The organism is Prevotella communis (assembly GCF_022024175.1).
GTDB classification, from domain to species: domain Bacteria; phylum Bacteroidota; class Bacteroidia; order Bacteroidales; family Bacteroidaceae; genus Prevotella; species Prevotella communis.
Genome location: NZ_CP091794.1, coordinates 1,846,764 through 1,871,407 on the forward strand (window position 1 = coordinate 1,846,764; position 24,644 = coordinate 1,871,407).

The following is a 24,644-nucleotide window of genomic DNA, read 5'->3' on the forward strand; positions in this document are numbered from 1 at the left end:
GCACCTGAAATATAATGAAACGTCTATTACTTGCGATACTAACAACTTTGGCCATTGTGACCTCCGTATCAGGCGAAACACAGGTTGATTCGCTTGTCATGAATCGCATGTACAGTTTCCTGAAGAACAATGTAGACAAACTCGAAGGCTTTTCCACGAATGTCTACGCCAAACATCTCTATCAGATACACAAGCGAAATGCCACGATGATGGCGGTGCCGTCGATGTACAACTTCTCGTACGGCGAGCGTGTGTATGTATGCGAGGAGTACGACAGGTTCACCTTTCATAATATAGCTCACTACGAGAACAAGCGACAGGCCTACTGCACCACCATACCACGCAACAGAAGTGCTATGTCGGTGCTGTTTATGTATCTGACGCCCAATTTCTATCACGTGACGATATACGACGACCACGTGCTGTCGCCGTTTAACAAGGAGAACAGGATTTACTACCGCTATAAGACCGTGCCCCTGGCCAACCACAAGGTGCGACTCTATTTCCGTCCGCGACTGGTGCGCAACACGCAGCTGGTACGCGGTAAGGCCATCATCGACGCCCTGACGGGACGCATCGAGCAGGTGGAGATGGAGGGCGAGTTTGACATGATACGCTTCCAGACCCTGACGATGATGGGTAAGGAAGGCGCCCATGCCCTGCTGCCACGAATCTGTCAGACCAACATCTCGTTTAAGTTTGGCGGCAACCACGTCACCTCACAGTTTGAGGCCGTGTTTGACTGTCCTATCACCCTGGCCGATTCCGTCAACGTGAAGGGCGACCGCGACCTGATGGACTCCATCCGCCCTATCAGCCTGTCGCCCGCAGAACTGGCCGTATGGGACGATTACGACCGCAGGAACGGACTGGTAGAGGAACCGGAGCCCGAGGTGGACAGCGACACTATCCAGATTACGCAGACATGGGTGAAGGAAGAGGAGCCGGAGCCTGCCCCACGCCGACGCCGCAACTACCTGAAGGAGATTGGCTGGGACCTGATTGGCGAGAACCTGATCCACAGTCTGAAGACCGAGGGCGACAAGGGCTATCTGAAACTGTCGCCTATCCTCGACCCGCAGTATATCAGCTACAGTCAAAGCAAGGGACTGGCCTATCGTATCAAGCTCGGTGCGAAGTATAAGATAAGCGAGACGGCCTACATCAACTTCAACCCCTACGTAGGTTACAACTTCAAGTTCCGCGAGTTCTACTACAAGGCACCGATCCACCTCTATTATAATGACAAGAAGGATGCCGGCGTAGAACTGATATTCGGTAACGACAACCGTATAGGCAGTTCGGTGATACTCGACGAGATCAAGCAGCAATACGGTGAGGACCTGGACCTGGACGGTAAGAACCTGGAGCTCTTTGACGACAACTATATCCGCCTGCGCCATCATATACAGGCCACGAAACGCCTGCGCCTGGAGACGGGTCTGGTGTTCCACAACCGTAAGTCGCTCAATGCCGAGGAGATGCGCAAATACGGCAAGGAGACGCAGTATTTCTCGCTGGCTCCGTCGCTGAGCGTGAAATGGATGCCTTCATCAAAAGCACCGATGATGTCGCTGGACTACGAGCGCGGTGTGAAGGTCAACCACCAGTACATCAGTTATGAGCGCTGGGAGGCCGATGCGTCGTACAAGCAACCGCTGTGCCGCACCCAGCAGCTCAACCTGCGCTTTGGCGGCGGTCTCTATACGGCCAAGGACAACAACTTCTTCATGGACTTCGCCAACTTCCACGATAACAACATACCCGGCGGATGGGACGATGACTTCACGGGAAATTTCCAGTTGCTTAACTCACGCCTCTATAACGAGTCGAAATACTACCTCAGGGGCAACGTCAGTTTCGAGACACCCCTGATGGCCGGCTACCTGGTGCCTATCGTAGGTCGCTACGTAGAGCGCGAGCGCGTGTATGTAAGCAGTCTGAGCATTGATAACACCCGCCTATATTCTGAACTGGGATACGGCTTCACCTGTCGCATCTTCTCGATGGGTATCTTCACCAGTTTCCTGAACTACCAGTACCAGGATATGGGCTGTAAATTCACATTTGAACTATTCAATAGATGGTAAAACCACTGATTGTCTATAAGGCTAGTGCTGGTAGTGGTAAGACCTTCCGCCTCACGGTGGAATATATCAAGCTGCTGGTACAGAATCCCTATGCCTTCCGTCAGATACTGGCTGTGACATTTACCAACAAGGCCACAGCCGAGATGAAATCACGAATCCTGAGCCAGTTGTACGGCATCTGGCGTCAGCAGGAGGAGTCGAAGGGCTATATGAGTAAGGTGTGCGAGGAGCTGGAGGTGTCGCCCCAGATGGCCTCGGAACGGGCGGGCATGGCCCTGCACCTGCTGTTGCACAACTACAGTTATTTCCGTGTGGAGACGATTGACTCGTTCTTCCAGTGCGTGCTGCGCAACCTGGCACGCGAGTTGGACCTGACGGCCAACCTGCGCGTGGGTCTGAACGACGTGCAGGTGGAGGAACAGGCTGTAGACCAGCTCATTGAGAGTCTGCAGGCCACCGACCTGCTGCTGCAGTGGCTCCTGAAATACATCATGGACACCATCCGTGACGACCGCTCGTGGAACGTCATCGGACCTATCAAGAAATTCGGTAAGACCATCTTCCGCGATTTCTATAAGGAGAAGAGCCACCGGCTGGAGGTGCTCAACAACGAGAAAGATTTCTTCGACAAGTACTCGGCCACGCTGCGCCATGAGCGCGACGATGCCAAGGAGAAGATGCTGCAACTGGCGGAGACCTTCTTCGAGATTATCAAGGCCGAGGGGCTCACGGTGGACGACTTTGCGAAGAAAAGCAGTGGAGTTTGTGGTGTATTTCTGAAACTGAAGCGCGGGGATTTTGGTGAAGACATTTTTAATGCAACAGCCAATGCCGCAGCTGCAGACCCTACGAAATGGTATACAAAAACATGCCAGCGGGGACCATTTATTCACGCCCTTGCAGAAGACAAACTAATTCCTCTTCTTAACACAGTTAAGAGTGAGCAGCCCATACAGTACAAGCGGTACAAGTCGGCCGACCTGACCCTGCGCCACTTGAGTCAGTTGCGCCTCCTGGGCAGCATCGAGAGTAAGGTGCACGAACTGAACGACAACGCCAACCGCTTCCTGTTGTCAGACACGCAGCAGTTGCTCCACGAACTGATCAAGGACAGCGACTCCCCCTTTGTGTTTGAGAAGATTGGCACCCACCTGGAACATATCATGATTGACGAGTTTCAGGATACCTCTACCGTGCAGTGGCAGAACTTCAAGATACTGCTGGAGGAAGCGATGAGCCATGAGGGCACGTCGAACCTGATAGTAGGCGACGTGAAGCAGAGCATCTACCGCTGGCGCAGTGGCGACTGGCGCCTGCTGGCCAATATCAGGGAGCAGTTCCAGAATGCCAGTCAGCGATTGGAGGTGCTGCCGATGGATACCAACTACCGTTCTACGCCCAACGTCATTCGTTTCAACAACGCCTTCTTCACAGAGGCAGCCAGTCAGGAGGAAGTGGCGGCCTATGACGACGTGGAGCAGAAATGGCCGGCATCCAAGGCCGACGATGGACGCGTGGATATCCAGTTGCTCACGGGCGAGGACTACCAGCAACAGACATTGGACCTGCTGGTGGAACATATCTCGGACTTGCTGTCGCAGGGCGTCGCACCCAGGCAGATTGCCATCCTGCTGCGCTCGAACGCCAATATCACCGTGATAGCCAACCACCTGATGGCCACGATGCCAGAGGTGAGCGTGATCAGCGACGAGGCCTTCCGCCTGGATGCATCGCCTGCCGTCCAGGTGATTATCCATGCGCTGAGGAGTCTGACGCATCCTGACGACATGATTACACGGGCATTCCTGCAGAAGGCCTACAGCGGAAAGATTGACGGTGCACTGCCTGAGGACTTCGACGCCTCGCTGCTGCTCCTGCCACTCTACGACCTGGTGGAACGCCTTTACGGTATCTTCAACCTGCAAGGGATGAAGGACCAGAGTGCCTATCTCTGCACGTTCTACGACCACGTGCTGAACTATATCGGAGAGAAATCGACGGATGTGAACGGATTCCTGCGCGAATGGGACGCCACGCTGTGCAGCAAGACCATCCAGTGCTCCGACGTCGACGGCATCCGCATCCTGTCCATCCATAAGTCAAAGGGACTGGAGTTCGACCACGTGCTGATTCCGTTCTGCGACTGGCGTATGGAAATGCCCGACGTGTTGTGGTGCGAACCCAAGGAGGACCCGTATATGGCCTTGCCTCTGGCAGCTATCGACTATAGTCAGAAGGGCATGATGGGTACCATCTACGAGGACGACTACAAGACGGAACACCTGCAGAGCGTGGTGGACAACCTGAACCTGCTCTATGTGGCGTTCACACGTGCGGTAGAGAGTCTCTTCGTCATCGGTAAGCGCCAGGGCAAGAACTCACGCTCTGAACGCATCGAACAGGTGTTGCCGGTGCTGGACCTCGAGGGTGCCTGTATATCCGGTCTGGACGACGAGACCCAGCCCATTGTATTCTCCTATGGACACCTCCCTCAGACATCATCCCTCAGCCCTCAGACATCATCCCTCAGCCCTCAGACATCAAATCCCTTCACGCAGCCCAGCACCATCATCCCGGTGGAGATAGAGACTTTCAGCCTGAAGACATCGTTCAGGCAGAGCAACCAGAGTAAGGACTTCGTGAATGCAGAGGATGAGGAGTTTACCCAGCAGTCGAACTATATCAAGATGGGTAACATCCTGCACAATGTGTTTGCACATATCCGTACGGCACAGGACGTAGACAGTGCCCTGCAGCAGATGGAGATGGAGGGTATTATCTATGATGCCCAACTGACGCGTGAGAAGATTGAGGCGATGATTCATAAGCGTCTGGGCGACAAGCGCGTGGCGCAGTGGTTCACGGCGGAATGGTCGCTCTACAACGAGTGCACGATCCTGTTGCCCGATGGCCAGGAGCGCAGGCCCGACCGAGTGATGACGAATGGCGACAAGACGGTGGTCATAGACTTCAAGTTCGGTCATCAACGCGAGGAATACCACGAACAGGTGCGTGAATACATGGACCTGCTCAGGCAGATGGGTCACCAGAACGTGACGGGCTATCTGTGGTTTGTTTACAGCAATCAAATTATCGAGGTGAAATGAGTACTTTCTTAGAATATATAGCAGAGGATATATTACGGAAATACGGCAGCGACCTGTCGCGCGTCGCCGTGGTATTCCCCAACAAGCGTGCGTCGCTATTCCTGAACAGTCAGCTGGCAAGGCTGTCGGACAAGCCCATATGGAGTCCGGCCTACATGACCATCAGCGACTTGTTTCGTGAGTACGGGAAACTGAAGGTGGCCGACCCCATCAAACTGGTATGCGACCTGTACAAGTCGTTTGTCACCATCACCGGGTCCAACGAGTCGCTGGATCATTTCTACAGTTGGGGACAGCTGCTGCTGGCCGATTTCGACGACCTGGACAAGAATATGGCGAATGCCGACAAGGTGTTTGCCAATCTGCGCGATATCCACGAGTACGACGACGTGAGTCACCTCACCGACGAACAGCGTGAGGCTATCAAACGGTTCTTCAGAAATTTCTCGGACGACCAGGACACCATCCTGAAGCAGCGGTTCCTGAATATCTGGTCGAAGATAGGGGCTATCTATCATGATTTCAACGAGCGTCTGGCGAAGCAGGGACTGGCTTACGAGGGTGCCCTGTACAGGCAGGTTGCCGAGAACCTGCATCCGTCGGCCACGACCTACGAGACCTACCTGTTTGTGGGCTTCAACCTGGTGCAGCCCGTAGAACAATGTGTGTTCAGGTATCTGCAGGAGCAGGGAAAGGCTCATTTCTACTGGGATTTTGACAAGTCGTACATGCACGATAATGAGTCGGGGTTCTATATCAAGCGACTGATGGCCGACTTCCCCAATGAGTTTGACGTGGAGGATGATGCCATCTATAACCAATATGCCAAGGCCAAGGAGATTCACTATGTCTCATCGACCACGGAGAATGCGCAGGCACGGTTTGTCAGTCAGTGGTTGCGCGGGAACGGACGCATAGAGGCTGGCAGCAAGACGGCGGTGGTGCTGTGCAACGAGGCGCTGCTGCCGGCTGTGGTCCATTGTATTCCGGATGAGGTGGAGAAGGTGAACATCACCACCGGATATCCGCTGGCACAGTCGCCTGTGGCTTCGCTCATCACCCTGCTCTGCGAACTGCGTCTGCTGGGTTACGACCCGCAGCGCAACTATTTCCGCAAGCGCTATCTGGATGCCGTACTGCGTCATCCCTATATGGCACAACTGGACGAGGACGACGTGCGCGGGTTGCTGGAGGAGAAGACGGCCCTGCTGGAATGGATGCGTACCATCATCCAGCATATAGCCCGCTGCATCCATGATGACGACCCGCTGTTCCAGGAGTGCCTGTTCCGCTGCTACACATTGCTGAACAGGTTGCAGGCGCTGGTGGAGAGCGGGGACCTCACCGTAGACGACAACACCCTGCAGCGACTGATGAACCAACTGATACAGTCGACCAGCGTGCCCTTCCACGGCGAACCGATAGAGGGTATCCAGATTATGGGCGTGCTCGAGACGCGTAACCTGGACTTCGAGCATGTGCTGCTCCTGTCGTGCAACGAGGGCAACATGCCCCGTGGTGTCAACGATACGTCGTTTATCCCCTATACCATCCGTGATGCCAACGGTTTGACGACCATCGACCACAAGGTGGCTATCTACAGCTATTATTTCCACCGGCTGCTGCAGCGTGCGTCGGATATCACGATACTGTATAACAACAGCACGACCGACGGCAAGGCTGGCGAGATGTCGCGCTTCATGTTGCAGATGATGGTGGAGGACAACCAGCATCAGATACATTTCAACGCCATCCAGACGCCAGCTGCCATCATGCGCAGCAATCCACCGGTCATCAGGATGGAGAAGAAAAAGCAGTTGGGCTTCCTCACACCCACGGCTATCAACACCTATATGCGCTGTCAGCTGCGCTATTACTACAAGTATGAGTGCGGACTGCTTGAGCCTGAGGAGGATATGGAGGAGACCATCGACAACCGCGTGTTCGGAAATATCTTCCACGAGGCATCGCAACAGCTCTACGAGCGGATGCTGTCAAGGAGCCACCAGATACAGAAGAGTGATATCGAGGAACTGCTGAAGAACGACAGTGAGATAGAACGGGTAATTGACGAGGCGATACAGAAGGAACTGAAGGTGGCGTCGCTGGATACGAAGCGGCTCAACGGACTGCAGATTATCAACCGTCAGGTGCTGATACACTACCTGCGCCAGCTGCTTCAGTTGGACCACGAGCTGGCACCGTTCAGTATCATCGGACTGGAGACGGATGTGCGCGATACGTTCCAGACACCGCATATCAGCACCGTCATCGGCGGACGCATAGACCGACTGGACCGTATTGTGAAGGATGGCGTGGAGAGGATTCGCGTGATTGACTACAAGACGGGTGGCGGCAACGTGAAATGGCTGGCTGACGTGGATGCTATCTTCAAGCAGGAGAGTCTGGCCAACCACAGCGACTATTACCTGCAGACCTTCCTGTATGCGGCGCTCGTCAAGAAAAAGTACCCCGAAGTACCGGTATCCCCTGCCCTGCTCTTCATCCAGCACTCGGCCGGAAAAGACTATGACCCCACGCTCTGCTTCGGACGTGAGCCTATCACAGATGTGGGGCCAAATATTTCACGGTTCATGGAACTGCTGCGTACAACCGTTGACGATATGTTTAATGCGGATATCCCGTATCAGCCTACCGAACAACGGGAGCGTTGCACGTACTGTCCTTACCGCCTGCTGTGCAAGTAGATTTTGAGGCCTGTGACAACCCATAGGCCGGGCTGCTGCACGTTGCCGAAATCCACATACGAGCGGTTGTCAAACAGGTTGTTGGCTTCGACATAAACCAAATAGCGCTGTGTCTGTTTCTGGATACGGGCATCTACCAGTGCGTAGGGACGGTAGTCGCACAGGGTGCCGTCGAAACTGGTATAGGCGCCCACACGGTCCTGCCAACGGCAGTTGAGACGCATGCTGAAGCCACGCCACTCCTTGGTCTGCAGACCGGCCACCAGTTTATGGCGCAGATACTCCAGGGCATACTGCGACACGATGCCGGGCTCGTTGGCTTTATCCTGATAGATATAGCTATACGACAAGTCGAACTGACCAATCTTCACAGGTACCTGCAGGGCGGCTTCCAGTCCGTAGGCATTGAGCTGGGTGTGGTTCACGCTCTGCCACTGTGCCTGTTCGCCCTGCGTCGTATCCATAATCCAGTCTATCATATTCTTACCGTGGTGGTAATAGGCCGATACCTTCGCGCTGACCACAGGGGTATGGATCTGCGAACCCAGTTCAACGGCCTGCATCTCCTCCGGTTTCAGATGGGGGTCGGCGGCATAGCCCTGCAACTTATAGTACATCTCCGTAAAGGAGGGCAGACGGAGGGAGGAGTTATAGGATGCGAAGAGTTTCACGCGGCCCATCACATAGCTCACGTCAAGACCCGGGTAGATGGTCATGTTCATGTTGCTCCACGAGCTCTTTGCTGCCACGAAGCCAGCGGAAATGGTCAGGTGGTCGAATATCACATTATGCTCCAGGTGGGCACTGATATTCGTACGGTTCACGCCCAGCGTATAGTCGCGGTCGGTACCACTGATATGATGCGTGCGGGATAGCGGCTCGCCCAGGTTACCACTCACCAGGTCTTCGTTGCGTATCTCCGCACCGAGTGCCGTACGTCCGCAGAACCAGTCGAAGTAACTATTTATCTTTAAGCCGTATACGTCACATCGGTTATAATTATACTTCATGATGTTTGGGCGTCCCCGGTAACCTTCATACCTGTCCTGGTAATGGTTCCAGTAGACGGACGGCTGGAAGTGCAAGACACCATCTTTATTTTCTCCCTGCAAGGCGGTATGTACCTTCGTGGTATGCTCATACTGTTCGTCGGCCTGCCAACGGGGAGTAGCATAAAATGTACCTGACCCCCACCCCTTGTCCGACAGTCCGGCGTGCCATGAGAGCTTTATCCGGTCATCATCATAAGCACCCTGATAAAAGGCTTTCGCACCACTGAAGTCGGTGTTCAGCCTACCCGCCCGTGAACGCGAATAGCCATCGGAACGGGCGTACGAACACGACAGACGGGAGGTCAGCGGTACGCTGCCGGGGGCATAACTGCCGGCAGCACCCACTTTGGCATAGCCAAAAGAGCCTGCTTCCAGACTGATATCCGCACTGTTTCCGCTGTCCTTGTGGGCTGAGGTGACGATGTTGATGGCACCAACAAGTGATGACGTGCCATAAACGCGTCCGGCAGGTCCTTCCAGCACTTCTACCCTGATAATGTCGGAAAGGTCACAAGGAAGATCAAAGGTGTTGTGTCCCGTCTGGGGGTCGCAGATATTGATGCCGTTTAATAACACAACGATTTGCTCTTGGGTGCCTCCTCTTATACCGATGTCGGTCTGGGAGCCTAGCGGGCCTCGTTGCCTGACATCTACACCAACGGCCATCTTCAGCAAATCGTTAACACTTTGTACTGGCGCCTGCGCAATATCCTCGCGGCTCAGTACAGTTACCATTCTCGCAGCCTGACTCACGGTCAGGGGTGCCCGGGAGCCTGTAACGCATACATCATCAAGCGTCACCTCGCGGGCCGTCGCCTTGGCAGAATCCACACGGAAAGTCTCATCGCTGATGCTGGCAGCCTTGCTAGCCGACAAGGTAGCTACGCTGAGCACGGAAATGACGACCTCACGACCCAAAGCAGCGAAGAGGGAATAGCCTTTTCGCTGGAATTGGTGGAATACCATTACCTGGCGTTTCTGAAATTGAGGTTTAAACATACTGAGTTATTTAAAAAAAACGGCGCAAAGGTACAAAATATTTATGAATTCCGCATTCATTTTCCGTATTTTTTTTGTACCTTTGCAGCCGCTATTAAGAACAATATTGTTATAACATTAAATAGTTTATGAATTTCACAATGTTAATTACCGTCCTCGTGACGGCTATTACACTGGTGGCAGCTGCCTATGTGATGGCAAAACTATTGGGTCCGCGTTCTTATAACAAGATTAAGGGAGAGCCGTTTGAGTGCGGTATCCCAACGCACGGATCCAGTTGGATTCCCATTAACGTAGGTTATTATTTGTTTGCCATCCTCTTTCTCATGTTCGATGTAGAAACCGTGTTTCTGTATCCGTGGGCTGTGGTTGTGAAGGACTTCGGACCGATGGCTCTGCTGTCAATCGGGTTCTTCCTGGTAGTATTAGTATTTGGCTTGGCTTATGCTTGGCGGAAAGGAGCACTGGAATGGAAGTAAGAAAACCATCAATCAAGTCTCTGCCATACGACGAGTTCAAGGATAACGAGTCGTTGGAGAAAATCGTTGACGAGCTCCATGAGGGCGGTGTCAACGTCGTAACCGGTAACTTGGATTCCCTGATTAACTGGGGACGTTCTAACTCACTGTGGTCACTCACTTTCGCCACTTCATGCTGCGGTATTGAATTCATGGCTTGCGGTTGTTCACGCTATGACTTCTCACGCTTTGGCTTCGAGGTTACACGTAACTCACCACGTCAGGCCGACCTGATTATGTGTGCTGGTACTATCACACACAAGATGGCTCCTGCACTGAAGCGTCTGTACGACGAGATGGCAGAGCCTAAGTATGTGGTTGCCGTTGGTGGCTGCGCCATCAGTGGCGGTCCCTTCAAGCAGAGCTATCACGTAGTAAAGGGTATCGAGGAAATCGTTCCCGTGGACGTATTCATTCCTGGCTGTCCTCCCCGTCCGGAGGCCATCCTCTACGGTATGATGCAGCTGCAGCGTAAGGTGAAGATTGAGAAATTCTTTGGTGGTGCCAACCATAAGCAGACCAAGGAAGAGGCTGCCCTGGGCGTCTCTAACGAGGAACTGACCTACGGACGCGGTGGCAAGAAGCCCATCGTGGTGACTGAGGTACCTGCCGAGTTTACTGAATCACTTAAAAAAGAACAGGAGGAAGCGAAATGAAACTGAATCATCTTGTATTTGATTTTGACAAGTTCGCACAGGAGATGCAGAACTTGAAAGACAAGAAGCACTTCGACTTCCTGGTGACCATCGTTGGCGAGGACTTCGGCGAAGAAGAAGGTCTTGGCTGTGTATATATCCTTGAGAACACGGAGAACCACGAGCGCGTCAGCGTGAAGATGCTGGCAAAGGTGGTGGATGGCGAGAGTGTCATTCCTACCGTGGTGAACATCTGGAAGGGTGCCGACCTGCTGGAGCGTGAGTGCTTCGACTTCCTCGGCATTAAGTTCCTGGGACACCCCGACATGCGTCGCCTGTTCCTGCGCAACGACTTCAAGGGTTATCCCCTGCGCAAGGACTTCAAGGCTACCGACGAGTATACGCTGGAGGATGATAACGAGCCCGACTATGGCCTGGAGTATTCTCTCGACCGCGACGGCCGTCTGCAGAAGAAGGAGAACAAGCTCTTCACTTCCGACGACTACGTCATCAACATCGGTCCTCAGCACCCCTCTACTCACGGTGTGCTCCGTCTGCAGACCGTACTGAACGGTGAGACCGTGAAGCGCATCTATCCCCATCTGGGTTATATCCACCGTGGTATCGAGAAGATGTGGGAGTCAATGACTTATCCTCAGACACTGGCGCTGACCGACCGTCTGAACTATCTCTGCGCCATGCAGCAGCGTCATGCGCTGGTGGGCGTTATCGAGGAGGCTATGGAGGTGGAACTGACCGACCGTATCCACTATATCCGTACCATCATGGACGAGCTGCAGCGTCTGGACAGTCACTTGCTGTTTACTTCTTGCTGCGCTCAGGACCTGGGTGCTCTCACCGCCTTCCTTTACGGTATGCGCGACCGTGAGCATGTGCTGAACGTGATGGAGGAGACAACTGGCGGACGCCTGATCCAGAACTACTACCGCATCGGTGGCCTGCAGGACGATATCGATCCCAACTTCGTGAAGAATGTGAAGGAGCTGTGCAAGTACCTGCGTCCGATGATTAAGGAGTATATGGATGTGTTTGGTGACAATATCATCGCTCACAACCGTCTGGAGAACGTTGGTCCTATGTCACTCGACGACTGTATCAACTATGGTGTGACGGGTCCTGCCGGCCGTGCTTCTGGCTGGAAGAACGACGTGCGTAAGAACCATCCTTATGATATGTATGACAAGGTGAACTTCGAACAGATCACTCTTGACAGCTGCGACTCTATGGGTCGTTACCTCGTGCATATCAACGAGATGTACCAGAGCCTGAACATCATCGAGCAGCTCATCGACAATATTCCTGAGGGCGACTTCTACGTGAAGCAGAAGCCTATCATCAAGGTGCCCGAGGGACAGTGGTACTTCTCTGTAGAGGGTGCTGCAGGTGAGTTTGGCGTATACCTCGATTCTAAGGGCGACAAGAGTCCTTACCGCATGAAGATGCGTCCTATGGGTCTCTCGCTCGTTGGTGCACTCGATCCGATGCTGCGCGGACAGAAGATTGCCGACCTGGTGACTACTGGCGCTGCTATCGATATTGTTATACCTGACATCGACAGATAAAACAAACTATGGAACATATATTTGATTTTTCACAAGTGACCACTTGGTTTCATGAGCTGCTCCTGCAGACACTGGGACTGAGCGAGTTCTTTGCGATTCTGATTGAGTGCGTTCTCGTGGGTTCTGCAATCCTGGGCGCCTACTCTGTAATCGCTATGATACTGATTTTCATGGAGCGTAAGGTCTGCGCCTACTTCCAGTGCCGTATCGGCCCGGTTCGCGTAGGACCCTGGGGCTTGATGCAGGTGCTGGCCGACGTGCTGAAGATGCTCATCAAGGAGATCTTCTTCGTTGACAAGGCCGACAAGCTGCTCTACATCGTAGCTCCCTTCCTGGTTATCATCGGCTCTGTAGGCGCTTTTGCCTTCCTGCCCTGGAACCGTGGTGCCCAAATCCTCGACTTCAACGTAGGTGTTTTCCTGCTTACCGCCATCTCTTCTATTGGCGTGGTGGGTATCTTCCTCGCAGGTTGGGGCTCTAACAACAAGTACTCTGTGGTGTCAGCCATGCGTGCTGCCGTACAGATGATTTCTTACGAGATGTCTCTCTGCCTCTGCCTGATTACGGCTGTCATCCTGACTGGTACGATGCAGGTGAGCGGTATCGTGGAGGCTCAGGCCGGACCTTGGGGATGGCTCATCGTACAGGGTCATGTGCCCGCTATCATCGCTTTCCTCGTATTCCTCGTAGCAGGTAATGCAGAGGCCAACCGCGGCCCGTTCGACATGGCCGAGGCTGAGAGTGAGCTGACAGCTGGTCACCACACTGAGTATTCTGGTATGGGCTTCGGCTTCTTCTACCTGGCCGAGTTCCTGAACCTCTTTATCATTGCAGGTCTTGCTGCCACCGTATTCCTGGGCGGATGGGCACCTATCCAGATTGGTGTCGAGGCGTTCGACGAGGTGATGCAGTATATCCCCGGTATTGTGTGGTTCATGGGTAAGGCCTTCCTGCTGGTATGGTTGCTCATGTGGATCAAGTGGACCTTCCCACGTCTGCGTATCGACCAGATCCTGAAGTTGGAGTGGAAGTACCTCATGCCGCTGGCACTCATCAACCTGGTGCTGATGACGGTCATCGTGGCTTTCGGACTTTATATTAAATAAGGTATAGCAAAATGGAAGATAATAAATCATATTTCGGAGAAATAGGGCACGGCATCAAGACGTTGGCCACCGGTATGAAGGTCACCATCGGTGAGTACTTCAAGGACTACTGGACCAACAAGTGTACTGAGCAGTACCCTGAGAACCGTAAGACCACACTCCACGTGTCAAAGCGTCATCGCGGACGTCTGGTCTTCAAGCGCAACGAAGACGGCGCCTATAAGTGCACAGCCTGCACGCTGTGTGAGAAGGCTTGTCCTAACGGCACTATCAAGATTACTGCCCACATGCAGGAGGATCCTGAGACGGGTAAGAAGAAAAAGGTGCTCGACGATTATCAGTACGACCTGGGCGACTGCATGTTCTGCCAGCTCTGTACTAACGCCTGCAACTTCGACGCTATTGAGTTTACCAACGACTTCGAGAATGCCACGTTCAGTCGTGACTCTCTGGTGCTCCACCTCGACAAGGAGGTTTATCAGGGCGGTTCACTGCCCAACATCCTGGAGGGCGGCGCTGACTGGCAGGTCGGTAAGTTTAACACTAAAAAGAAGTAAACCGCACTATGGCTAGTATAGTAGTATTTTCTATTCTCGCTGTTGTCATCCTGGGTTCTGCCCTGTTGTGCGTGACAACAAAGCGAATCATGAGAGCTGCAACATATATGTTGTTCGTGCTCTTTGGCGTAGCAGGTCTTTACTTCCTGCTCGATTACACCTACCTGGGTGCTGCTCAGATTGCTGTATACGCTGGTGGCGTAACGATGATCTACGTGTTTGTCATCCAGTTGGTTAGCAAGCAGACACTGCAGGGTATAGTAGAGCATATCAAGTGCTCACGCATGCTTCAGGGCTTGCTTCTCTCTGTGGTAGGCCTGGCAACGGTAGTTGTTGTTTTCCTGAAGAACAGCTTTATCAGCGCCGCTACGACCGACGAGTTGCCTATGGACCAGATTGGTACCGCCCTGCTGGGTAGCGACAAGTATCAGTATGTGTTGCCGTTCGAGTTTATCTCAGTATTCCTGCTGGCATGTATCATCGGCGGTTTGGTTGTATCACGTAAAAAGGAGGATTAAGCTATGGTACCTGTAGAATGTTATTTTGTGCTGAGTGCACTGCTGTTCTTCATCGGCGTCTATGGTTTCGTCACCCGTCGCAACCTCATCGCCATGCTCATCTCTATCGAGCTGGTGCTGAATGCCGTTGATATCAACTTCGCAGCGTTCAACCGTCTGCTGTTCCCCGGTGAGCTCGAGGGCTTCTTCATGACTCTCTTCTCAATCGGTGTGAGTGCAGCCGAGAGTGCTGTGGCTATCGCGATTATTATTAATGTGTTCCGCAACTTCAAGAGTGACAGCGTGGACGCTATTTCTAACATGAAAGGATAAAACGACGCTATGATCTACGAATTATCTTATTTGATTCTGCTTCTGCCGCTGCTGTCCTTCATCGTGTTGGGACTGGCTGGCATGAAGATGCAGCACAAGACTGCCGGACTTATCGGTACTTGTTCGCTGTCACTGGTTACAATCCTCTCTTACTGGACGGCTATCACTTATTTCACTGCCGACCGTACTGCTGAGGGTGTGTATCAGACTATCGTGCCCTTCAACTTCACCTGGTTGCCACTGGGTAATCTTCACTTCGACATGGGTATCCTCCTGGATCCTATCTCTGTGATGATGCTTGTGGTCATCTCAACGGTTTCGTTGATGGTTCACATCTACTCATTCGGCTATATGCACGGTGAGAAAGGTTTCCAGCGCTACTACGCTTTCCTGAGCCTCTTCACCATGTCAATGCTGGGTCTTGTACTGGCTACCAACATCTTCCAGATGTACATGTTCTGGGAGCTTGTGGGTGTTTCTTCTTACCTGCTCATCGGTTTCTACTATCCTTTGAAGCCCGCTATCGCAGCATCTAAGAAGGCCTTCATCGTAACCCGTTTTGCTGATATGTTCTTCCTGATTGGTATCCTGACCTTCGGCTACTTCACCGACTCGTTCAGCTTCTCGTTTGCTGGCGACATCGTGATGGGCCAGGGCACTACCCCATTCATCGAGGGCAATATGGCCAAGGCCGTTGCTGCAGGTGGTTTCATCCTGCCTACCGCACTCGTTCTGATGTTCATCGGTGGTGCCGGTAAGAGTGCTATGTTCCCTCTGCACATCTGGCTGCCCGATGCCATGGAGGGTCCTACACCTGTATCCGCCCTGATTCACGCTGCTACGATGGTCGTAGCCGGTGTATTCCAGATTGCACGTATGTTCCCCCTCTGGATTGAGTATGCTCCTCAGGCTATGTCAATCGTGGTATGGGTGGGTGTCATCACCGCTTTCTATGCTGCTGCCGTGGCTTGCGCCCAGAGCGACATCAAGCGTGTGCTCGCCTTCTCAACCATCTCACAGATTGCATTTATGATGGTGGCTCTGGGTGTTTGCCTGCCTGGTCATCATGGTGCGCTGCTCGACAACCACGCTCAGCTGGGTTATATGGCTGGTATGTTCCACCTGTTTACCCACGCTATGTTCAAGGCTTGCCTGTTCCTGGGTGCCGGTTGTATCATCCACGCCGTTCACTCTAACGAGATGGCGCTGATGGGTGGTCTGCGCAAGTATATGCCTATCACGCACATCACCTTCCTCATCAGCTGTCTGGCTATCGCTGGTATCCCCTTCTTCTCGGGCTTCAGCTCAAAGGATGAGATTATCACCGCCTGCATGGCCTACAGTCCTGTGGTTGGCTGGATCATGACTGGTATCGCTGCAATGACGGCTTTCTATATGTTCCGTCTGTACTACGGTATCTTCTGGGGTACAGAGAACAAGGAGGCTCACGAGCATCACACGCCACACGAGGCTCCTCTCACCATGACCTTGCCTCTGATTGTACTCTGCGTCATCACCGTTGGTGTGGGTGTTTACTCTACCCTCGCAGGCTTCCTGGGCTGGGGCGGCAGCTTCGGTTCTTTCGTATCTGCGGCTGGTACTGACTATACGATTCACTTCGACACTCAGATTGCTGCTACCTCAACGGTCATCGCTATCCTGAGTATCTGTCTGGCTACTTATATATACAAAGGTGAGAGTCAGCCTATTGCCGACCGTCTGTATAAGACGTTCCCCAAGCTGCATCGTGCTGCCTACAAGCGTTTCTATCAGGACGAGATCTGGCAGTTTGTCACCCACCGCATCATCTTCCGTTGCGTTTCTACACCTATTGCCTGGTTCGACCGCCACGTTGTTGACGGCACGTTCAACTTCCTGGCATGGGGTGCTAACGAAGGAGGTGAGAGTCTGCGTGCTTGGCAGAGTGGCGACGTGCGCAAGTATGCCGTATGGTTCCTCACAGGTACTGTAGCATTAACGCTCGTATTGCTCGCATTGTAAAGTCGTAATATCGTAATAACGAAATAACGTAATAACGAAAATGAATATATTAAGTCTATTCGTACTGATTCCCGCCCTGATGCTTCTGGGATTGTGGATTGCCCGCAACCTCAATCAGGTGCGTGGTGTGATGGTGGCTGGCTCTTCAATGCTGCTGGCCCTGTCTATATGGCTTTGCTATTATTTCGTAACCGAGCGTAATGCAGGTAACGATGCAGAGATGCTGCTCGTGGCTTCTACGCCTTGGTTCAAGCCCTTGAATATTGCCTACAGCGTTGGTGTTGACGGTATCTCTGTGGTGATGCTGCTCTTGTCAAGCATCATCGTGTTCACTGGTACCTTCGCCTCATGGCAGCTGAAGCCCATGACCAAGGAGTATTTCCTTTGGTTCACCCTCCTTTCTACAGGTGTATATGGATTCTTCATCTGCACCGACATGTTTACCATGTTCATGTTCTATGAGGTGGCCCTGATTCCTATGTACCTGCTGATTGGTGTATGGGGTTCTGGTCGCAAGGAGTACTCAGCCATGAAGCTCACCCTGATGCTGATGGGTGGTTCTGCACTGTTGATTCTCGGCGTACTGGGTATCTACTACTTCAGTGGTCATACCACAATGAACGTCAACGAGATTGCTGCTATGCACAACATCCCTGAGGAGGTTCAGAACGCTTTCTTCCCCTTCATCTTCATCGGTTTCGGTGTGCTGGGTGCTCTGTTCCCCTTCCACACATGGTCTCCTGATGGTCACGCATCTGCGCCTACAGCAGTATCAATGCTCCACGCTGGTGTGCTGATGAAGCTCGGAGGTTACGGCTGTTTCCGTCTGGCCATGTACCTGCTGCCCGACGCTGCACAGAACCTGTCTTGGATCTTCCTGATCCTGACTACTATCTCTGTGGTTTACGGTGCCCTGAGCGCTTGTGTACAGACCGACCTGAAGTATATCAATGCTTATTCTTCAGTATCTCACTGTGGCCTGGTGCTCTTCGCCCTGCTGATGATGCAGCAGACAGCCTGCACCGGTGCTATCCTGCAGATGTTGTCTCACGGTTTGATGACAGCCCTCTTCTTTGCTCTCATTGGTATGATCTATGGTCGTACTCACACTCGTGATATCCGCGAGTTGGCTGGTTTGATGAAGATTATGCCTTTCTTGGCTGTGGGTTATGTCATCGCCGGTCTGGCTAACCTGGGTCTTCCCGGCTTCTCTGGATTTATTGCTGAAATGACCATCTTCGTTGGTTCATTTGGAGCACACGAGCTTGCAGGTGATCCTTCATCATCATTCCGCATGGTAGCTACCATCATCGCATGTACATCTATTGTGGTGACCGCAGTTTACATCCTGCGTGTGGTTGGTAAGATTCTTTATGGCGAAGTTGAGAACAAGCACTTCTTAGAACTCACCGATGCTTCATGGGACGAGCGCGTTGCTGTATGCTGCCTCATTTTCTGTGTGGCTGGTCTGGGATGCGCTCCCTTCTTCTTCAGCGATATGATCTCGCCCTCAGTAGGAAATATCTTAAGTTCAATTGGAGTCATGTAAAGGAGGAAAAGAAATGGATTACAGTCAATTTTTGAATATGATTCCCGAGGCAACTCTGATGTTGGCCTTGATTATAGTTTTCTGTGCAGACTTCGCATTGAGCAAGAGTCCCCGCAAGACCTATGTGCTGAGCATACTCACAGGCGCTCTGCTGCTCTGTCAGCTGGTGCCCTGCTTCTTGGCCGAGCCTGCAACAGCCTTCGGTGGCCTGTATGTATCATCTGCCATCGTTAATGTGATGAAGACCGTGCTCACACTGGGTACGTTCATTGTGGTGGTGATGTCACAGTCATGGTTGAACAATCACGCCACAAAGATTTCTGGCGAGTTCTACCTGCTGGTTATCTCTACCCTGCTGGGTATGTACATGATGATGTCTGCCGGACATTTCCTCATGTTCTTCCTTGGTCTTGAGATGGCTTCTGTACCCATGGCCTGCCTTGTGGCCTTCGATCGCTACAAGCAAAAGTCGGCCGAGGCTGCTGCCAAGTACATCCTCACCGCCACCTTCTCAAGCGGCGTGATGCTTTATGGTATCTCATTCCTCTATGGCGCAGTAGGTACTTTGTATTTCGATGACATGGCCGCTCAGATCCAGCTCACACCGCTTACCATTATGGGTATGGTGTTCTTCTTCAGCGGACTGGGCTTCAAGATCTCCCTGGTTCCCTTCCATTTCTGGACGGCCGACACCTACGAGGGTGCTCCTACCCCAGTAACTGGTTACCTGAGTGTTGTATCCAAGGGTGCCGCCACGCTGACGCTGGCTATCATTCTGATGCATGTATTCGGACGCCTCGTTGAATACTGGCAGCCCCTGCTCTGGATTGTCATCATGCTCACCATCACCGTGGGCAACCTGATGGCTATCCGTCAGAATGAGCTAAAGCGCTTCATGGCCTTCTCTTCTATCTCACAGGCTGGATATATCATGCTGGCAGTAGTAGGTAACAGCGCCGCCAGTCTCACCGCCCTGACATTCTATGTGCTGGTATATGTAGCAGCTAACATGGCTGTCTTCACCGTTATCAGCACCGTAGAGGAGAACAACGGCGGCAAGACTCAGATGAATGCGTACAACGGACTCTATCAGACCAACCCCAAGTTGGCTCTGCTGATGACGCTGGCACTCTTCTCACTGGCAGGCATTCCTCCTTTCGCAGGTATGTTCTCTAAGTTCTTTGTGTTCATGGCAGCAGTTGGTGGGCATGAGAGTGCACCTTTCTGGCCCTACTTTGTGGTGTTCATCGCACTTCTGAATACCGTAGTATCACTTTACTACTACCTGCTCATCGTGAAGGCCATGTATATTACTAAGGAAGAGAATCCGCTGCCCACCTTCAAGAATGGCGCCGCAATCAACTGGAGCCTTGCCATTTGCACCGTGGGTATCCTGCTCTTCGGTATCTGTTCTTGCATCTACGAATGGATTGACAAGGCTGCAGTAGCTATGTAAATTCTATCATATCGATAAATATTAAAACTGGAGGTATGCGTGATGAGCATATCTCCAGTTTTCTTTTCTATATTTTCAAAACAAAAATTATGGGCGTGATATTTTGAGAGTGGCACCAGCGCCATAGTCATCCTTTTTCAGGATAGATTCTACTTTCTCTGCATCGAAGGTCTTATAATCATAGGTAGGTATAAACTGCTTATAATTACCCTGAGACAGTTCTACGTCATCTATACCAAGGCAGTCCACAACCTTGATATTAAAATCCTTGCTGTTACGATAATCTTTCAGGGCATTCTGCTTTGCTTTCTCAGAGACGAAAGCGCATTTCTCTACATAGATATTAGAATAGACACCATAACCTATACAGTATTTATAATTATCACCGTCGTATAAACAGTTTACCACATGTACCTTACCAAAACGAACGCGCGGACAACGTTCAGAACATCCCTCGCCCCACCAGCAACAAATAAACGTACAGTTGAGATGACCTTCATCGATATCAGCTGTATTATTACTATTACCTATCAGGTTACAATTGCGATGATCATCACTTCCACCGCTGCCTCCAGCCATCGGTTCAATAAGATAATGGAAACGTGTCCAACTGACGCAGATACTATCAGAACCTTCCACTATGTCGAAATTACCATCAATGCCATCCTGTATATCACAGTGATCCACCCACACGTTCTTGGCACCTACCAAGCAGATGTTATCACTATAGTTAGCATCAATATCATAGGCACCAGGTCCTTTCAGAGTCAGATTGCGTATAATGACATTCCTACTGCCTTTCAAAAGGAATATTCCAGCTTTTTCGCTACGGTTCAGGTTACTGATGGTGGCACCCTGAAGACCTATAATTGACTTATTGGAACCAACTAAAAGCATTGAGTCGAGACTGATATTACCCTGCACATATACGGTTGCCTGGTTGGTACCACTCACGGCTGATTGCAGTTGTGAAGCAGTTGTTACCACTATAACTTTTTGGTTGTTACCACCAGTAGTGTTCTCACCGAAGCCTATAGGTTTCAGACTGTCGTAGGTTGAAGAGATAATCTTGTTCTCTGACGGACTATCGTCATCAGAACAAGCAGTGATAAAACAAGACATAACAAGCATAACGCTTGCAAACATTAGATTGTAGTGTTGATGATTGTAATTTAAAAACATACGCATTAGATTAAATTATTAATTATTTTCACGACGGCAAAGATACAAATAAAATTGGATAAAGAAAAGAAATATTGAAAAAATTTTAAAACCATGATTATGTATAGCACTGAAGTTAATCTATTGAGAGATTGGCAATCCATATAAAAACAGAGCCCTCGAGGTAATTACCATCGAGAGCCCTTTCTTGTAGTATATTATAATATAAGTGGATGAAATCAGAACATCATTGGTCCACCAAATCCGCCGCGTCCGCCGCCGAAGCCGCCTCCACGATTGCCACCACGGTTACCACCGCGACCGCCACCGAAGCCACCCATTCCGGGACCCATACCGCCCATGCCGTTGCGCATCTGCTGACGAGAAGCCTTTGTGCCGAAAAGGTTCAAGCGATAGTTGACACGAAGCATCACGTAACTGGTGATTGCGTTATACTCGGTATCGTTGCGTGAGAAGGCGCTGACCATACGAGAGAAGTTTGACTGCTGATGCAGGATGTCATAGAACTCGAGGCGTACAGAGAGGGGCTTACCCTGAAGGAAACTCTGCGCAATCTGGGCATTCCAGATGAGCTCGTCGGTATTAGCAGATGCATCGCTGAAACCACGACGGCTGGCCATGCCTACGTTGGTAGTGAACTGTGTACCCCAAGGAGCATTGATGGTAGTATTGAAACCATAGTTGAAGCTCCAGGTGTTCAGGTTGGAATTAGCCTGCAGGGCATTAGAGTTGTGGTTGTAGTTCACACTACCGTTAAGCTCTACCTCTAACCAGTCATTACGATAGCTGAAGCCCAGACGTTCACGCAGGGTTGTAGCCTTGGTGGTAGATTTCGTTGTAGTAAAGTTGGTTCCATCATAGAAGTAACCCACATTATTGTTATAGTTCACGCCTGTCTCAGTATTAACGTTGAAATAACCCAGTGTGTCGAGTGCGACATTGTACATCACGCTACCACCTGCACTCCACTGTCCGTTGATATTCACAGGTTGTGACTTGGTACCACCAGTCTTAGGAATATACTCTGTACGTTGTGCAATGCTGTTGCTGGTGGTTGAGAAGTTCATGTTGGCATTGATAAATTGAGAGTGACTCTCAATGAAGTTGTTGAAGCGGAGGTTGAAACGCTGGGTGAATGAAGGCTTCAAACCAGGATTACCTGTACGAATATTCAGTGGGTCTGTATTATCGACAATATCAATCAAGTTTTCCATTGAGGGCTGACTGCTTGAACCACGATACTCGAAGCGCAACTGACCACGCTCGCCAACACGATAGCGGAAATTAGCTGTTGGACTCCAGTTGACCACAGTACGACTGACATCTTTCAATTCTCCCTGAAAGTTTTGATGATATTTCGACATCTGAGGCACAATCTGCACACCAAAATTGAAGTCGTACTTAGGCTGGATGATACGCAACATCACCTCAGCTGTATGTGTATAATTACGATAGTTAGATTCACGACTCAAAGAATCGTCACGAAATTCTGTGTAACTATGACCACCTAAGTTATTAAAAATAGAATTCCAATCACGATACTCAGGATAAAGATCCGTCATCCCGTATATGCGTGCAGGGTTGTAAATATGATTAGGATCATTTTTCCAGAAATCGTACGTATTACGCTCACTCTTGGTATAGCTATAGTCGAACTGATAGCTGAACTGCAAGAACGTACGGCGTGTAAGAGGCTCACTATAAGTAACCTGAATGCCATAGTTATAATTCTTCTGAGGAGTCACATTATATCGAGTAGTAGAGTCGCCCGTTAATGCAGTATAGAAATATTTAATAAGACTCTGAGAGAACTGTTGTGAGTTTCCATCGCTATAGTTAGCTGTAGCACGCAGGGTGATGTTACGACCTGTGTTACTCAACTTTCGGTTAATCTGCAAAGTACCACCCAATCGCTTAGAGTCACTATAGTTCATACCGCCATTAGATCGGGTGTTTACCTTGATAGAGTCAGGCAACAAGTTGTTGATCATGTCATAGATATTTCTAGTCTCAATATCAAAGCCATAGGGGTCATCTTTGAATGTACCTGAGATAGAACGCGACTGTCCATCGTTAGTGTTGTAGCTCCATGTAGGACGCAGACTGATATTCCATGCGGTATCAGGCGTCCACTCCACACGACCCTGAGCACTCCAGCTATTTGAGCGAGAGAAACTTCTATTCTCCGACTCTGAAAAAGCTGCTGAAGGATTCATAAAGTTCTCTGAAGAAGAATGCGACCATGTATCGCCGTCACGATGGTTCCATGTTACAGATCCGTCGAGCAGCAGAAGGTCTGTCTTCTCATAGTTCAGGTTCACCATAGCCATCTTTGATGACTGCAAGCCGCTACGGCCACCACCACCGAAACGGCCACCGAAGCCACCGCCACCGAAGCCCATGTCATTGACATTGTTAGCATTGAGCATTGACATCACACGGGTGTTTTCACGCATCACAGCACCGAAGGCACGACCTGTATAGCGATCCTTTGTACCCACACCGGCATCGACATTGGCAAACATACCACGATTCATACCAGCTTTCAGGCCAAAGTCAAGCACGGTAGTCTCGTTACCATCATCGATACCTGTGATACGGCTCAGGTCGCTCTTCTCATCGTAGGTCTTGATACGCTCTACGATACTGGTAGGCAGATTCTTCATGGCAGTCTGGGTGTCGCCTGTCATGAACTCCTTACCGTCAACCTTGATTTTCTTCACCTGTTTACCATTGATGGTGATAGTACCATCATCTGACACCTGAGCTCCAGGCAGACGCTTCACGAGTTCCTCAACAACAGAACCCTCGGGAGTCTTGTATGCGCCCGCGTTATAAATAACGGTATCGCCCTTTGAGTAAACACGAGCCTGGTTCTTGACTACAGTTGCACCTTTCAGCATGACGGCATCTACCTTCATAGATGTTGTGCCAAGATTTACAGGCTTGCCTGCCATCGTTACACTACTAACCTGTGTCTTGTAACCTACATACGTTACACGGACCAGGTACTTGCCGTCAGCAGGAGCTGTCAGCGTGTACTGACCATTCATGTTGGTCACGGCATGTGTCACAGAAGTACTGTCTGTTTTCAACAGCGATACAGTGGCTTGAATGACTGCCTCGTTGGCTTCATCAACCACTTTACCTGTAATTGTTCGCTGTGCTTGCATTGATAGGGCCGAAAGAACGACGGCCATCAAAAGTAAGAATCGCTTCATTATATTTTTGTTTTTAATTATTTTTCCAACTGATGATATGACGTAGGTCT

Annotated in this window: 16 protein-coding genes; 13 read left to right on the top strand and 3 right to left on the bottom strand. The window is 51.1% G+C overall.

Going from position 1 to position 24,644, the window contains the following annotated elements; translation table 11 throughout:
* Window positions 1-14: 14 nt before the first annotated feature.
* From L6466_RS07645 to L6466_RS07655, 3 genes are read left to right on the top strand one after another with little or no spacing between them, the layout of a single operon-like run.
* Complete coding sequence (locus L6466_RS07645; RefSeq protein WP_237803287.1) at window positions 15-2,090, top strand: DUF5686 family protein; 2,076 nt, start codon at window positions 15-17, stop codon at window positions 2,088-2,090.
* Entirely contained in the window at window positions 2,084-5,197 is a 3,114-nt protein-coding gene (locus L6466_RS07650; protein WP_237803286.1) for a UvrD-helicase domain-containing protein, read from the top strand. The genes L6466_RS07645 and L6466_RS07650 overlap by 7 nt, the downstream gene beginning before the upstream one ends.
* Window positions 5,194-7,905 (top strand): PD-(D/E)XK nuclease family protein, encoded by a 2,712-nt coding sequence (locus L6466_RS07655; RefSeq protein WP_237803285.1) that lies wholly within the window; start codon window positions 5,194-5,196, stop codon window positions 7,903-7,905. The genes L6466_RS07650 and L6466_RS07655 overlap by 4 nt, the downstream gene beginning before the upstream one ends.
* Here the strand turns inward: L6466_RS07655 and L6466_RS07660 are convergent.
* A complete protein-coding gene (locus L6466_RS07660) occupies window positions 7,884-9,956 on the bottom strand; it encodes a TonB-dependent receptor plug domain-containing protein (RefSeq protein ID WP_237803284.1) in 2,073 nt (690 codons plus the stop codon). The two genes, L6466_RS07655 and L6466_RS07660, sit on opposite strands and share 22 nt — an antisense overlap.
* Before the next feature lie 128 nt (window positions 9,957-10,084).
* Between L6466_RS07660 and L6466_RS07665 the strand changes: the two genes are divergently transcribed.
* Genes L6466_RS07665 through L6466_RS07710 form a run of 10 tightly spaced genes read left to right on the top strand, consistent with a single transcriptional unit; the run spans window position 10,085 to window position 20,191 of the window.
* A complete protein-coding gene (locus L6466_RS07665; protein WP_091818588.1) occupies window positions 10,085-10,435 on the top strand; it encodes an NADH-quinone oxidoreductase subunit A in 351 nt (116 codons plus the stop codon).
* Window positions 10,426-11,130 (top strand): NADH-quinone oxidoreductase subunit B, encoded by a 705-nt coding sequence (locus L6466_RS07670; protein ID WP_091818589.1) that lies wholly within the window; start codon window positions 10,426-10,428, stop codon window positions 11,128-11,130. Before L6466_RS07665 ends, L6466_RS07670 begins: the two co-directional genes overlap by 10 nt.
* Window positions 11,127-12,692, top strand: coding sequence for an NADH-quinone oxidoreductase subunit D-related protein (locus tag L6466_RS07675; protein WP_091818590.1), 1,566 nt, complete (start codon window positions 11,127-11,129; stop codon window positions 12,690-12,692). Before L6466_RS07670 ends, L6466_RS07675 begins: the two co-directional genes overlap by 4 nt.
* Window positions 12,693-12,709: 17 nt before the next feature.
* Window positions 12,710-13,798 (top strand): NADH-quinone oxidoreductase subunit NuoH, encoded by a 1,089-nt coding sequence (nuoH, locus tag L6466_RS07680; RefSeq protein WP_237803554.1) that lies wholly within the window; start codon window positions 12,710-12,712, stop codon window positions 13,796-13,798.
* Window positions 13,799-13,809: 11 nt separating this feature from the next.
* Window positions 13,810-14,355, top strand: a complete 546-nt coding sequence (locus tag L6466_RS07685) for a NuoI/complex I 23 kDa subunit family protein (RefSeq protein ID WP_091818591.1) — start codon at window positions 13,810-13,812, stop codon at window positions 14,353-14,355.
* Between the two features lie 8 nt (window positions 14,356-14,363).
* Window positions 14,364-14,873: an NADH-quinone oxidoreductase subunit J family protein gene (locus L6466_RS07690; RefSeq protein WP_091818592.1), complete on the top strand. Its 510-nt coding sequence runs from the start codon at window positions 14,364-14,366 to the stop codon at window positions 14,871-14,873.
* 3 nt (window positions 14,874-14,876) lie between these two features.
* Window positions 14,877-15,185: an NADH-quinone oxidoreductase subunit NuoK gene (gene nuoK / locus L6466_RS07695; RefSeq protein WP_091818593.1), complete on the top strand. Its 309-nt coding sequence runs from the start codon at window positions 14,877-14,879 to the stop codon at window positions 15,183-15,185.
* Between the two features lie 9 nt (window positions 15,186-15,194).
* Complete coding sequence (gene nuoL, locus L6466_RS07700) at window positions 15,195-17,186, top strand: NADH-quinone oxidoreductase subunit L (protein WP_237803283.1); 1,992 nt, start codon at window positions 15,195-15,197, stop codon at window positions 17,184-17,186.
* Between the two features lie 40 nt (window positions 17,187-17,226).
* Window positions 17,227-18,735 (top strand): complex I subunit 4 family protein, encoded by a 1,509-nt coding sequence (locus tag L6466_RS07705; protein WP_091818595.1) that lies wholly within the window; start codon window positions 17,227-17,229, stop codon window positions 18,733-18,735.
* Window positions 18,736-18,748: 13 nt separating this feature from the next.
* On the top strand, window positions 18,749-20,191 hold the full coding sequence (locus tag L6466_RS07710; protein ID WP_091818596.1) for an NADH-quinone oxidoreductase subunit N: 1,443 nt from the start codon (window positions 18,749-18,751) through the stop codon (window positions 20,189-20,191).
* Between the two features lie 87 nt (window positions 20,192-20,278).
* On the opposite strand, the gene L6466_RS07715 is transcribed toward L6466_RS07710, so the two are convergent.
* Window positions 20,279-21,313 carry a pectate lyase family protein gene (locus tag L6466_RS07715; protein WP_176756911.1) on the bottom strand — a complete coding sequence of 345 codons (1,035 nt, stop codon included), beginning with the start codon at window positions 21,311-21,313 and terminating at the stop codon, window positions 20,279-20,281.
* A 278-nt stretch (window positions 21,314-21,591) separates the two neighbouring features.
* Window positions 21,592-24,594: a TonB-dependent receptor gene (locus L6466_RS07720; RefSeq protein ID WP_237803280.1), complete on the bottom strand. Its 3,003-nt coding sequence runs from the start codon at window positions 24,592-24,594 to the stop codon at window positions 21,592-21,594.
* Window positions 24,595-24,644 lie beyond the last annotated feature (50 nt).